Source organism: Paenalcaligenes hominis (assembly GCF_011927625.1).
Classification (GTDB): domain Bacteria; phylum Pseudomonadota; class Gammaproteobacteria; order Burkholderiales; family Burkholderiaceae_B; genus Paenalcaligenes; species Paenalcaligenes hominis.
Genome location: NZ_JAATIZ010000001.1, coordinates 392822 through 405581, shown reverse-complemented (window position 1 = coordinate 405581; position 12760 = coordinate 392822). Strand labels below are relative to the sequence as shown.

The window sequence follows — 12760 nt, the reverse complement described above, 5'->3', positions numbered from 1 at the left end:
CACCTACCAGCTTGCTTCACCCTATACTTACCTCAAGAAAAACTTAATTTGAACGTTAGAGAGAACCATGACCGAGTCCTTCTCAAGATCATCCCAAAATCGTTACTCTGTTCCTGGATTGGAGCGAGGTCTACGCTTATTGTCAGAATTTAATAGGCATGACCAAGTACTCGCTGCACCAGAACTAGCCAAGCGCTTAGGTCTTCCGCGTACTACTACATTTCGCTTGCTCAACACCTTAGAAAGCTTAGGCTTTGTTAAACGAGTTGAAGGGGGACATAGCTACAAATTAGGAATGGCCATTCTTAGACTAGGGTTTGAATATTTAGCTTCTTTAGAGCTAACAGAGCTAGGTCAGCCCTTATTAGAGAAAGTCAGAAACGAGACTGGATTATCTTGCAATTTAGCAATCCGAGATGAAGATCAAGTAGTAATTATTGGCAAGGTAGCAGCGCCCACCCCTTTTGTAAGCACAGTACACGTAGGCACTCGTTTACCTGCACATGCCACGTTATTAGGGCGCGTTTTACTAAGCGACATGCAGCTAACCGACTTGCAACGTTTATACCCCGAGGACCATTTAGAAAAATTTTCTGAGCGCACACCAAAATCGGTGGAAGCTTTATATAAGCTAATCCAACAAGACGCTAAAAATGGCTATGGATTGGATGAAGGTTACTTTGAACCAGAGGTGGCCAGTGCTGCTGTAGCTGTACGGGATAAAAAAAATGAGCTTGTCGCTGCTCTAGGCGTAACTATTCCAATTAGCTATAGGAATAAAGGGGCGGTTAATTATCAAGAGCTAGTCGCTATTATAGAAAGCGCTGCACAAGAGCTGTCACAACTTTTAGGTTATCAATCTCCTTGACATCCTCCCCACCCTAAACGGCGAGGTTTTGCGTGCTATCTAAAAAAAACCATACTTATTTTTATCTACCACTGGTTATGAATACGCATCATATCGTAAGCATCAAAAAGCGAATTAGAAAAAAGCCATAAAACCTATTGCCAATGATTGATAACACCTCTCAAAAACAAAAGAACCACCTATCTCAATTTTTGATACAAAAAAAGCTTATTTATGAAATTTAAGGTGGTTAACCCTAATTGCTAGGCCGATCCTAGGGCTCCTACCATTAATCAAGTACCATTTTTTAATGCAAAAATACTACAAGGATGAGACAGCATGCAAAAAACAGTGGTAGTTAATCAAGAGAGGTTATGGAGTCGCTTAATGGAAATGGCGAAAATTGGGGCCACTCCATTAGGAGGCAGCTGCCGTTTAGCCTTAACAGAAGAAGACAGACAAGGACGAGATCTGTTCATCGAATGGTCTAAAGCATTGGGATGCGACATCAAGATCGACCGCATGGGAAATATCTTTGCAATTAGACCTGGAAAAGACCCTAAGCGCTTACCAGTCTCCTGTGGCAGCCACCTTGACACTCAACCTCATGGAGGAAAATTTGATGGTGTATACGGTGTCTTAGCTGGCTTGGAAGTTTTTGCCACATTGAACGAAAACAATATTGAAACCGCTTCTCCATTACAAGTATGTGTATGGACTAATGAAGAAGGCTCGCGTTTCTCTCCCCCTATGATCTCTTCGGGCGTATACGGAGGGGTTTATGAACTAGATTATGCTTTAGGCCGAGTAGATGAAGAAGGTATTACACTCGGAGAAGCATTAGAAAAGATTAGTTATAAAGGCGAAATCGACTGCGGCAGCAATCAAATGGGAGCTTTTATTGAGGTTCATATAGAGCAAGGTCCTATTTTAGAAAGAAACTCAGAAACAATTGGCGTCGTAACTGGGGTCCAAGGCTCTAGGTGGTATCAAGTTTGGTTTGAAGGTAGAGATGCCCATACAGGTTCTACACCTATGGCGGGAAGACAAGATGCACTATTAAGCGCAGCGCATGCTATTGCAAAGATTAAGGAAATTGCGCTAGACCATGCGCCTGATGCAGTCGCAACAGTAGGACGAATCGAAGCTTACCCTAATTCTCATAATACGATCCCAGGCAAAGTCTTTTTTACTGTAGACATGAGAAATCCAGAGGAAGAGACGTTGGATCAAATGGAAAAACAGTTATATCAAGTCATTGAAGCAGCAGCAAAAAAAGAATCAAATGATTTTAAAATAGAGGTTATTTCCAAAACACCACCCATTAAATTTAATGACAACTGTATAGAAATCATCGAAAAAGCCACGAGAAAATGCAATTTAAAACATAGGAGAATGATATCCGGAGCAGGTCACGATGCGTGTCATATTTCAAAAGTAGCGCCAACCGCTATGATATTTATTCCTTGTGCAGAGGGAATTAGTCATAATGAAACCGAAAGTGCTACGAAAGAGGATTTGGCAGCAGGTACTCAAATTCTTCTAGAAACATTAGTTGAATTAGCAGACCAATAAAACTATATATTCTCGGTATCTTAGGAGCATAAAATGGGATGGTATTTAACGTATGTAATTCTCTATTTTTCGTTTATGTTTGCCGTAGGAATATATTATTTCACAAAGATAAAAACCTTTGATGAATACTTAATTGCTGGCTGGAATATGAGCTTCCTAAATATTACAGGAACCATAATAAGCACTTGGTGTGGAGCAGCTGTATTTATCGGTTGGGTTGGGATGGGTTTTACGGTAGGTTTATCTGGATTCTTTAAATTTGCCTTACCTGGAATTTTATTTAGCCTAATTCTAGTCTGGTTTTTTAGTAAACCGCTTAGAAGACAAAAACTTTATACTTTGGCTGATTTGTTTAGTGAAAGATTCGGAACGGCTGCAGGAGTTTTCCCATCCATCTTTTCTGCTTTTGTTTACTCTGTACCTACCACAGCATTACAGATAGTAGGAATGAGTACTGTTTTTAATATTATTTTTGGAATTTCTATAACTCATGCCTTAATTCTCTCTTTTGCTTTAATTTTAGGTTTTACGATTCTTGGGGGGTTGGTTGCCACGATTGTTACTGATGCTATCCAGAGTGTGATTGTTATTCTAGGCATTATTGTACTTGCTATTGCTAGTGTTAAATATGCAGGGGGACTAGGACAAGCGATAGCTAACACGCCAAATGAATATGTTTCGCCTTTAGGTGCAAATGGTTTAAGTGATGTGCTGATTTTTGCCTTAACAGTGGGTCCATTTTACTTAGTTTGGCAATCCACTTGGCAGAGGATTTTTGCCTCTAAGAATGAAAGTGTTGCCATCAAAGCAGGCATGACAGGCTTTTCAATTGCTTTAGCAGTATCTCTACTTCCTTTTACAATAGGCGTCATTGCACGACAATTTGTTCCTTTAGATATGCGTCCAGATTTAGTTTTCTCTTATGTTACTTTTGAGCTACTATCACCTGAAATTGGAGGAATAGTCATTGTTGGGCTTTTAGCCGCTTTGATGACAGGAGCTGATTCCTTTATATTGCAGGGCAGCTCTAACTTAGCTCAGGATTTTTATCACAGATTAATTAACCCTGGCGCAACAGAGTCTCAAAAGCTTAATGTAGCCCGTTTAAGTGTTGTAATTATTTCTGTATTGGCTTTGATTGTTGCTTACTTCATAAACGACATCGTTGCTCTTTACCAATGGGCATTAAGACTTACAGCTACTACTTTAGTCGTCCCCTTCTTAGCTGTTATGTTCTGGAAAAAGGCCACAGGAAAAGGCTGTGTCACCAGTATGCTCCTTGCTTCTCTGGTCACCATTTTTTGGCCTTATCTAGGAACACATATCGATCCAGTTTTTCCAGGTTTTTTATCTTCTTTACTTAGTTTATGGATTGTAAGCACTTTCAGTGGCCGCTCGAAAAATGAGCACGTAGCAGCTGTGTATTGGGAGGACTTACCCTCTGCTAAACGAGAGTAAAATTTATATTTTGCTCGTTACTTTTATTCTTAGCGCCTTACGGCGCTTTTTTGATCCGGTTTTGTGGATTGCTTTATACATCAAAACTTGCGCGAGCTAAGTCGCTTTATAACGACTTAGCCCCTTACTTATTTTTTAGGGGCTGTGCCCATAAACCCACCTGAAACAAAAGCTGTCACTTGTTTAGCTAGCTCATCCGTATCATCTGGGTTACAAAGGCCGCCACTAATTTCCTCTAGACGATTCGTATCAGAGGCTGCATATAAATAGGCCCCGACCGTTAAGATATAGCGCCAGTAGATAACCTCTGGGGGAGTATCAGGAAGTGCAGCGATCAACGCGTCGGTGTACGCTTCGGTTGCCTCTTGGTACAGCTTGCGACGCAAAACAAACGCATACTCTGACGGCTCCATGTGTAACCAAGACTGTAGTTTTAAATACCGTCTTGTCGCTGGGGTTCGGCGCATTTCAGTGATGGGAATTAGGAAAGCTTTGACTAGATCTTCGGCTGTAGGCGGTGTGTCTTGAGATAAAAGACTTTTTAACCGCTCCATACGGTCCTTAGTAATGGCTTCTCCTCGTGAAAGGAGCAATGCTTCGATTAAGCCTAGCTTGGACTCAAAATAATAATTGATCAGCGAGGTGGTTGTTTTTGCTTTTTGCGCCACCTCTCTAAGAGGAGCGGAAAACCCTTTCTCAGCAAAAACATGCTCAGCTGCGGTTAATATTCCTTCACGTGTATGCGTAACTCCTTCTGGTCGACCAGGGCGTCTTGGCTTACTTTTTTGTTCAACAGAAAACATAGTTTAAATTAGTTATTATCAGCAATAAAACAGAATGAAAGTCATTAAGCTTAAGAAGACCAGATGAGAGAAAGAGATGGATCAAAACGCCGACCCATCTCTAGAAAAATTATGCTATTTCAAAATCAGTCGCATTATATTCATACACCCAATTTGCTTTAATACCACCTGCGTGCGGATCACGTTTTTGCTGCTCTTGATACGCACGATCACGCTCTTCGAGTTCCTCTCGGGAAGACACGTGGTAGGTACGTCCGCGTTCTCTGGCCTCAAGCTGTACTCGGCTGGTTCGGGGTATTCTCTCCGCTTCATAGTGCTCTAACGCTTTGGTCAGATCGTCTGGGCATTGAGCTAAAGCGCTAGCTAAAACATAAGCGTCCTCGATCGCCATCGCTGCCCCCTGAGATAGAAAAGGTAACATAGGGTGTGCCGCATCACCTAATAACGTTATTCGACCTTTAGTCCAAGTTTCGCTTGGGTCTCGGTCAAACAAGCCCCACCGGTAGACCTCTTGAGCATCTTCAAATAAATGTATCAGATTATCATGCCAACCTTCAAAATCCGCTAACATTTCCTCTCGGGTGCTGCGTGCGTTCCACGATTCCTCTACCCACTCTTCCGTTTCTTTAACCGCTACAATATTGACCTCTTTCCCACCACTTACGTAATAGGTCACTACGTGGCCTTTGGGGCCTAGCCAGAATGAGGATTCCGGTGTTACATACGAAGGCATTTGCTCGAAAGGCACTAAAGCACGGTAGCACATGTGCCCTGTAAAGCTGGGTTTGTCCTCACCAAATAAATGCGTTCGTATAACAGATCGTACCCCATCAGCCCCTATCAGTAAATCCGCCTCAAACTCAGAGCCGTCGGCAAACTCAGCAATAACCTTGTCGCCTTCTTGGCGTGCACCTACACATACCTTAGAAAAACTGACTTCTGAGTCACCTATCTTTTTAGTGAGAATACGATGTAAGTCGGCCCGATGGACATGATAAAAATCGGCGCCGTACAGGTCAGGGCATACCTCTTTTAAAGGAATGCGAAACAACTCCCTTGCATTCTCCCAGTTTCTGCCTACCAAGGCCTCTGGCAGAAAGCCTATTTCCTTTAAGTCCTCTGCAAGACCCAGCTCGTTTAGCACTTTGACAGCGTTTGGGGTAACTTGAATACCCGCCCCAATTTCACCAAACTCAGCGGCTCGCTCAAAAATATGGGTTTTCATCCCTTTTTGCTGCAAAGCGGCAGCCACCGCTACGCCCCCAATACCACCACCAATAATTGCAATCTTCATGCTTTTGCTCATCTTGAATTTCCTTTTATCCACAATAATTAATTTTACGTACAAATAATTTAAATCATAAAAAAATCAGCGTTTTTATGCGCCTCTTTCAAATAAAGGTATTTAATAGACCTGATAAAACATGTGCTTAATCTCCTCTCTGTTCTTGTTTTGAGCTAATAACACGATTAACAATAAGCGAGCCTTTAAAGGGCATAAATAACCTGCAGGTAATAACCCGTGGCGTAAAAGATCCCTTTCTGACCCTGGAAACCCGTAGGTTTGGGTATGCACCTTGCCTTTAGGCACGCGCGTGGCTAACACCACTGGCATTTTTTGAGCTAAGTCTGCTACGGGTTTGACCCATCTCTCGGGCAGGTGGCCTGCTCCGGTCGCCTCGATGACCAGGCCTTCGTAGCCTAACGCAGCGGCAGACTCTAGGAGTCTTGCGTCTTCGCCTAAGCTGGCTTTAATAAGACCCACTGCAGGGAAGGCTCTCTCGATAGAACTCGAGTTAGGAAAGCCAGGTAAACACGGCAAGGACGTGATGGTGACAACTCCTTCACTAATAAAGCCTATTGGCCCTACCTCGTACGACTCAAACGCCCCTAACGAACTGGTATGCGTTTTTGCCACGAAATACGGCGAATGAATTTCCTCATTTAAAGCAACCACTACGCCTACATGACGAGCGCTCTTGGCGCTGGCAATAAGAAAAGCATTCAGTAAATTAGCTGGACCGTCACTGCTTACGGCATCTGCTCCTCTCATCGCCCCTGTCACCACGATGGGTTTATCTAAACGGGTCAATAAACTAAGCAGAAAAGCCGTCTCCTCGATCGTATCCGTGCCTTGGGCCAACACGATGGCATCTACTTTTTCTAAGGCGCTATTGATTAGCTGGGCCATGCTGTGGATTAACTCCAAATCAAGTGACGCACCAGGCATCATCGGCGTCTGATACGTGATGACTTCGATATCACTTAATTGCGGCAGGGTTTGAAGCAAGCTCGAAGCGCCTAGCTTTGGGATTTGCCCCTGGGCGCTTTGCTCCATACTGATCGTCCCGCCCAACGAGATAAAACCGACTTTAGTCATACGTCGATGAATCCTTAGCTGCTGCGATTGCACCGATCTCTACTTTAAACTCGGGCGAAGTTAGCGTAGCACCTACTGTAATACGTGCTGGTTTATTTTCTGGATCGATCCAGTCTTCCCACACCGCATTTAGCACATCAAAATCCCCCACATCGGCTAAAGACACCGAAACAGATAATAATGAAGCTCGTGAACAGCCCACACTGGACAAAATGGTATCGATTAAATGTAGCACCTCTTTAACTTGGGCCTCAAAGCCCTGTGTTAATGTCTGTTGGGGAACCTGCCCAGAGATATACACCACGCCGTTATGAACGACGGCTTTAGACATACGCGGCCCCATTCCCACCCTTTTTATCGTCATACTGCCTCCTGTTTTTTTGCCTTTAAATGACTATGCACTTGCTATTTTTGCGCTATGGCCCTTTAAGCCGGCTCTTGCTCTTTTTATCAAAGGCGGCGCAACAATCGCTAAAACAATGGCCACAATCAAAGCCAAACTTAGCGGACGGGTAAAAAACAAACTATAGTCCCCATCACCCAACATAATGGCGCGTCGGAAATTTGTTTCAATCATGGGCCCCAGCACCACCCCAAGAATGATGGGCGCAGGATAAATACCGACCTTTTTAAGTAAATAACCGACAAACCCAGCAGTAACGGCGATGCCCACATCAAAAATACTATTTTGGATGGAGTACGCGCCTAAAATACACAAGACCATAATGGCTGGCAGCACGAGGTATCTAGGCAAAGCAATCAGTCGCGCAAAAGGTCGGGCTAATAACAAACCAAAAATCAACATGAACACCAATGCCACCATGTAGCCTAAATAAATACCGGACACAATCTCGGGGGCTTTGGTAAACAAAGAAGGACCTGGGGCAAGACCATGAATCATCAAGGCCCCTATTAAAACAGCCGTCATCGGGTCGCCAGGAATGCCTAAGGTCATCATGGGAACCAAGGCCCCACCTACACTGGCATTGGCTGCAGAGGTTGCAGCAGTTAACCCCTCTACAGACCCTTTGCCGTACTCCTCTGGATGCTTAGATGTTCGCTTGGATAAGCCATAAGCAGCGATGGTGGCCACTGATGCCCCTGCCCCAGGCAGCACACCGATGCCGACGCCTAATAGGCTACTTTGGATCAGCGATTTACCGCATCGCAATACGGACCCAACGGAAGAAAAAATCTTTCCTATCTTTTGTTTAATAGCCGGTCTTTCGGATTCCTCGAGTTGACTAAAAATCTCGGAGAAGCCAAACAACCCCACCATAAAAACAATCATATCGATGCCGCCAGCCAAGTCATCCGAGTTGAATGCTAAGCGTGGGTAGGCCGTCATTACGTCCGCGCCAACACACGCAATAAGCAAACCAATAACACCGCCGATCAGCCCTCTTAGCATAGTGGACTCGTTAATGAGCGCGATCATTGTGAGAGCAAACAAGCCTAAAAGAGCAAACTCCCACGTGCCAAAATAACTAGCAAGGCTAACTAAAAAGGGAGAAAAACCAATAAGAAAGATTAGACCTATCAGCCCACCTAATACTGAAGCCACCGTACTGACTCCGATAGCTCGACCTGCCTCGCCTTTTTTCGTCATTGGATACCCATCAAAGCCAGTTGCTATAGAAGATGGCGTACCGGGTATATTGACCAAGATCGAGGTTAAGTCCCCCGCGTAAACGGAAGAAATAAAAACCGCTATCAGAAAAACAATCGCCTCGCTGGGCAAGAGCCCGAATGTAAGAGGAGTAAAAATAGCGAGTGCCATGGTTGAGGAAAGCCCAGGCAAGGCACCAAAAGCTAAACCAACTAATGTCCCTAACGCTATATACAATAACGACGCTGGCGTAAACACATGGCCAACGCCAGCATCAAACACATGAAAAAAATTAGCGAAGATATCCATTTTTATACTCAATTAAACAAAGAGTGGGGTAAGCGACGCCCCGCAAAATCTTCGAAAGCTGTAGCTAAAAGCAAAGGCAAAGCAATAGAAACCACAATTAGTACGATGAGGCTTCGGGGTTGCACTTCTTTCCAGTTATAAAGGGTCAAAGCCGCCCCCAAACTTAAACCTGATGCCGTTAAACGAAACCCTAAAACATCTAAAAAACCAATAGCCGCCCCTAGCAGAACCAAAAATATAAGGGCTCTGATTACCACCCCTTTTTGTACATGTAAGGTGTGGGGTTGTTTTTCAAAAAACAGACCTATGGCCAAAATCGCGAGTAGACTTGCTAACAACTTGGGGTAAAAACCAGGAGGCCCACCAGAAGACCAAGGCACGTCGGGGTACGAGGCACTATCTAGAAATATAAATGCTATGCATGCGACTAACACCAGAATAAGAAGCACATCAGCCCATCTATTCTTAATAAACTGCATGAATCACCTAGATCAATGAGTATTGCACCAGCCGAGGCCTTAGTAAGTCACCCCACTAAGGCTCGGAAAACAAAGAGGAATTATTTGGTGGCCTTTAGACCGAGGCGATCTATAAGTGCCTCGTAACGAGGATTCCAGTCAGCCAACATAGCCTCTAACTCCTGAGAGTTTTTAAAGTCAGGCACAATAAAAAACTTGCTTAGTTGCTCTTTCAAGCTCTGGTCTTGGAACGCTTTTTCTAAAGCGGCCTCCCACGCTTGAACCACCTCTTTAGGTGCATCAGCAGAAATAAAAATAGCACCGGCTAAGTCACCGTCCTCAAAATCTACCCCTTGCTCGGCAAAAGTCGGAATGGCTTTGTGCAAATCATCTGCTTTCATTTGTGACACCGCAATAGGGCGTAACTTGCCAGCCTCGATTTGCTGACTGACGGCAATTAAAGGCATCATGACCGCATCGATTTCTTCATTTAATAAAGCGGTCACTGCGCTCGCATCCCCCTCGTAGGGAACGTGACGTACTTTGGCTCCGGTCATTTCTGCAAACGCGGCGGTAGAAATGTGATCGCCTGAACCATGCCCGGCATGACCGAACGTCAGCGGCTTGTCTTTAGACGCCTTAATAAAATCATCCAGCGTCTGAATGTCAGAAGAAGCATTTACGGTCAACACCACAGGGGATGAATACAGCAGTGCCACAGGTTGGTACTTCTCGAGTTCAAACGCGGGGATACGCGCCCACTGAGAAATCAAATGACTGGTCGACAACACGCCAACGCTATAGCCTTTTTTATCCCGTAATAGACTGCGAGCACCAATAATGCCGCCAGCGCCTGGTTTGTTTTCTACCACCACAGGCACATCGAACTCCTTGGCTAAATACGGTGCCCAGATACGAGTGGCTGCGTCAGTTCTGCCCCCGGGCGCCCACGTCACCACTAGCATGACCTCGCGGTCAGGGAAAGATACAGCCGGTGCAGCCGCAACCACCGCCGGCGCCCCAGCCATAAAAAGACTAGAACAGAACATCGCTGTCGTAGCAGCAATCTTAGAAAAAAAACGCATGAAAAGTCTCCTGAAGAAGTTTTATAAGTATCAACTTTTTATATTTAAAACGTATGCAGCAGCTAGACGACTCGGCAAGCCATCTGAAATTTATTATATGAACAAACAATTAAATAGTGCAAAGCCAAATAGAAAAAAAAGGGAAAACCCTCATATTCCCTCACTTTGCAGCAGAATCCCGCCTCGTGCGCTTGCGTTCATACTGAACGATGCTATTATTAAAAGACCGTTCAAATAATAAATTACCCACAGCTTGAACGTTCCCTTCACCTTCCCTTTAGGAGACAACACTTTGACAATGACGCACTACGGCGCGAATGTTCATGCGAACGGCATTCGCCAGCACTACCTCTATTTCGGCATGGATCAGGCTAAGGCCACCACAACCCAAAACCTCATCATTATTCCTGGCATCACTAGCCCTGCCATCACTTGGGCTTTTGTAGGAACGCAACTGGGGCGCCATTTCAACACCTATATCGTAGATGTCCGCGGGCGCGGCCTTTCTGAACAATCAGAGCAATTGGATTATGGGGTAGACGCCCAAGCAAAAGATGTGATTGACTTCACCGCGCAGCTAGGACTAAAAAATTTCATTCTATTAGGGCACTCTATGGGCGCACGCATAGCGGCGCGAGCAGCTCGCCAACAGCTTCCTGGCCTAGAGCGCCTTATCCTCGTGGACCCGCCAGTGTCTGGCCCCGACCGACGCCCTTACCCTGCCAATCTCTCTTGGTATGTAGACTCCATGAAAGCCGCCCGCAAAGGCTGCAGCGCAGAGGATATGCGTGCCTACTGCCCAAGCTGGACCGACGAACAGCTGGCATTACGTGCCGAATGGTTACACACCTGCGATGAACGCGCGGTGATAGAGAGTTTTAACGATTTTCATACAGAAGATTTCCACTCTGATCTACCGTCTCTACAAATCCCTACTTTATTAATGAGTGCAGAGCACGGCGATGTGATTCGCGATGAAGACGTACAGGAAATCACCTCGCTTGCCCCATCTATTACGGCTGTTTGCGTAGCTAATGCTGGGCACATGATTCCATGGGATAACGAAGCCGGCTTTTATGCCGCATTGGGCGAGTTTCTACAAGTCGATTTCGCTTCCTAAATGTTTTAATTCGCTGTTAAGGAGACACATATGGCAGTAAGCAATCACCAACTATTAGACGCATGGCTGCAAGTCCTGCACCTTTCCGAATTAAAGAAAGGCCAAACCGTCACCGTCTTGACTAACTCGACCAGCCACCCCCAAACCGTGGAAATGGCACTTATGGCAGCCCACTCATTTGGTGCCATAGTAAATAAATTAGAGCTACCGCACGTTAATGCAGAAAAATCGCTTAGCCGCGACCCGCTGGCCTACTTAGGTGCTACACCATTAGCCAACAACCCAGCAGCCATTGCCATGCTCAAAGAGAGTGACTTAGTCTTAGACCTAATGACCCTCTTATTCTCTAATGAACAAGTAGAGATTTTAAAAAGCGGCACCAAAATTCTACTGGCCATTGAACCCCCTGAGATTCTCGTACGTACCGTCCCCACCCAAGCCGATCGAGAGCGGGTCAAACGGCATGCAGCCCGCTTAACTGGCGCCAAAACAATGACAGTCACCTCTAAAGCGGGCACAAACATGCGCTTTCCATTAGGCGAATTCCCCGTAGTCAGCGAGTATGGATTTGTGGACGAACCAGGACGTTGGGATCATTGGCCCAGCGGCTTTCTCTTTACCTTCCCTAACGAAGGGGGCAGCACAGGTACGATTGTCATCGACGAAGGGGATATTCTGTTGCCTCAGAAATCCTACGCTAAAGAAAAAATCATACTCACCGTCGAAAATGGCTATGCCACCAAAATAGAAGGCGGCATTGATGCCCAACTACTGGCTGAATACATGAGCACCTTTAACGACCCCGAAGGCTATGCCATTTCTCATATTGGATGGGGCTTACAGCCACGCTGCCACTGGTCCACCCTAAGCCTATACGATCGCGAGCAAACCATTGGCATGGATGCCCGAGCCTACGAAGGCAACTTCCTGTTTTCACTGGGCCCAAATAACGAAGCCGGTGGCAGCCGCACCACAGCCTGCCACATTGATATTCCTTTACGCCATTGCACCGTCTGCTTAGATGGCGAAGAAGTGGTGCGCGAAGGAAAAGTACTGGATTAAAACCCAACAACCCTCGGCTCTTTTCTGATTCATTTTATTTTTACAACGGAATCC

At 45.3% G+C, this 12760-nt stretch carries 12 protein-coding genes; 5 read left to right on the top strand and 7 right to left on the bottom strand.

The annotated features are described in order from the left end of the window. Window positions 1-67 precede the first annotated feature (67 nt). The 3 genes from GGR41_RS01875 (at window position 68) to GGR41_RS01865 (ending at window position 3880) form a co-directional block, all read left to right on the top strand. Entirely contained in the window at window positions 68-868 is an 801-nt protein-coding gene (locus tag GGR41_RS01875) for an IclR family transcriptional regulator (protein ID WP_167660391.1), read from the top strand. A gap of 318 nt (window positions 869-1186) precedes the next feature. Continuing rightward, complete coding sequence (locus GGR41_RS01870; protein WP_167660390.1) at window positions 1187-2422, top strand: Zn-dependent hydrolase; 1236 nt, start codon at window positions 1187-1189, stop codon at window positions 2420-2422. Window positions 2423-2455: 33 nt separating this feature from the next. Continuing rightward, entirely contained in the window at window positions 2456-3880 is a 1425-nt protein-coding gene (locus GGR41_RS01865; RefSeq protein WP_167660389.1) for a sodium:solute symporter family protein, read from the top strand. 128 nt (window positions 3881-4008) lie between these two features. On the opposite strand, the gene GGR41_RS01860 is transcribed toward GGR41_RS01865, so the two are convergent. The 7 genes from GGR41_RS01860 to GGR41_RS01830 all read right to left on the bottom strand — a co-directional run bounded on the left by GGR41_RS01860 (window position 4009) and on the right by GGR41_RS01830 (window position 10524). Next, window positions 4009-4683: a TetR/AcrR family transcriptional regulator gene (locus tag GGR41_RS01860; protein ID WP_167660388.1), complete on the bottom strand. Its 675-nt coding sequence runs from the start codon at window positions 4681-4683 to the stop codon at window positions 4009-4011. Between the two features lie 109 nt (window positions 4684-4792). Further along, complete coding sequence (locus GGR41_RS01855; RefSeq protein WP_167660387.1) at window positions 4793-5989, bottom strand: FAD-dependent monooxygenase; 1197 nt, start codon at window positions 5987-5989, stop codon at window positions 4793-4795. 99 nt (window positions 5990-6088) lie between these two features. Further along, entirely contained in the window at window positions 6089-7063 is a 975-nt protein-coding gene (locus GGR41_RS01850) for an asparaginase (RefSeq protein ID WP_167660386.1), read from the bottom strand. After that, window positions 7056-7427 (bottom strand): RidA family protein, encoded by a 372-nt coding sequence (locus GGR41_RS01845; protein ID WP_167660385.1) that lies wholly within the window; start codon window positions 7425-7427, stop codon window positions 7056-7058. The genes GGR41_RS01850 and GGR41_RS01845 overlap by 8 nt, the downstream gene beginning before the upstream one ends. Window positions 7428-7457: 30 nt before the next feature. After that, complete coding sequence (locus GGR41_RS01840; RefSeq protein ID WP_167660384.1) at window positions 7458-8981, bottom strand: tripartite tricarboxylate transporter permease; 1524 nt, start codon at window positions 8979-8981, stop codon at window positions 7458-7460. Between the two features lie 8 nt (window positions 8982-8989). Next, entirely contained in the window at window positions 8990-9460 is a 471-nt protein-coding gene (locus GGR41_RS01835; protein WP_167660383.1) for a tripartite tricarboxylate transporter TctB family protein, read from the bottom strand. A gap of 80 nt (window positions 9461-9540) precedes the next feature. Further along, the gene (locus tag GGR41_RS01830) at window positions 9541-10524 is read right to left on the bottom strand and encodes a tripartite tricarboxylate transporter substrate binding protein (protein ID WP_167660382.1); all 984 of its coding nucleotides are present in this window, start codon (window positions 10522-10524) and stop codon (window positions 9541-9543) included. Window positions 10525-10822: 298 nt separating this feature from the next. On the opposite strand from GGR41_RS01830, the gene GGR41_RS01825 reads away from it, so the two are divergent. Both GGR41_RS01825 and GGR41_RS01820 read left to right on the top strand, forming a co-directional pair. Continuing rightward, entirely contained in the window at window positions 10823-11644 is an 822-nt protein-coding gene (locus GGR41_RS01825; protein WP_167660381.1) for an alpha/beta fold hydrolase, read from the top strand. A 30-nt stretch (window positions 11645-11674) separates the two neighbouring features. Then, the gene (locus GGR41_RS01820) at window positions 11675-12706 is read left to right on the top strand and encodes a 2,5-dihydroxypyridine 5,6-dioxygenase NicX family protein (RefSeq protein ID WP_167660380.1); all 1032 of its coding nucleotides are present in this window, start codon (window positions 11675-11677) and stop codon (window positions 12704-12706) included. The last annotated feature ends 54 nt before the right edge of the window (window positions 12707-12760 follow it).

Bases quoted from the DNA above. Each gene is read 5' to 3' on its own strand.
- GGR41_RS01875 (WP_167660391.1), top strand. From the start codon at position 68: ATGACCGAGTCCTTCTCAAGATCATCCCAAAATCGTTACTCTGTTCCT.
- GGR41_RS01870 (WP_167660390.1), top strand. From the start codon at position 1,187: ATGCAAAAAACAGTGGTAGTTAATCAAGAGAGGTTATGGAGTCGCTTA.
- GGR41_RS01865 (WP_167660389.1), top strand. From the start codon at position 2,456: ATGGGATGGTATTTAACGTATGTAATTCTCTATTTTTCGTTTATGTTT.
- GGR41_RS01860 (WP_167660388.1), bottom strand. From the start codon at position 4,683: ATGTTTTCTGTTGAACAAAAAAGTAAGCCAAGACGCCCTGGTCGACCA.
- GGR41_RS01855 (WP_167660387.1), bottom strand. From the start codon at position 5,989: ATGAGCAAAAGCATGAAGATTGCAATTATTGGTGGTGGTATTGGGGGC.
- GGR41_RS01850 (WP_167660386.1), bottom strand. From the start codon at position 7,063: ATGACTAAAGTCGGTTTTATCTCGTTGGGCGGGACGATCAGTATGGAG.
- GGR41_RS01845 (WP_167660385.1), bottom strand. From the start codon at position 7,427: ATGACGATAAAAAGGGTGGGAATGGGGCCGCGTATGTCTAAAGCCGTC.
- GGR41_RS01840 (WP_167660384.1), bottom strand. From the start codon at position 8,981: ATGGATATCTTCGCTAATTTTTTTCATGTGTTTGATGCTGGCGTTGGC.
- GGR41_RS01835 (WP_167660383.1), bottom strand. From the start codon at position 9,460: ATGCAGTTTATTAAGAATAGATGGGCTGATGTGCTTCTTATTCTGGTG.
- GGR41_RS01830 (WP_167660382.1), bottom strand. From the start codon at position 10,524: ATGCGTTTTTTTTCTAAGATTGCTGCTACGACAGCGATGTTCTGTTCT.
- GGR41_RS01825 (WP_167660381.1), top strand. From the start codon at position 10,823: ATGACGCACTACGGCGCGAATGTTCATGCGAACGGCATTCGCCAGCAC.
- GGR41_RS01820 (WP_167660380.1), top strand. From the start codon at position 11,675: ATGGCAGTAAGCAATCACCAACTATTAGACGCATGGCTGCAAGTCCTG.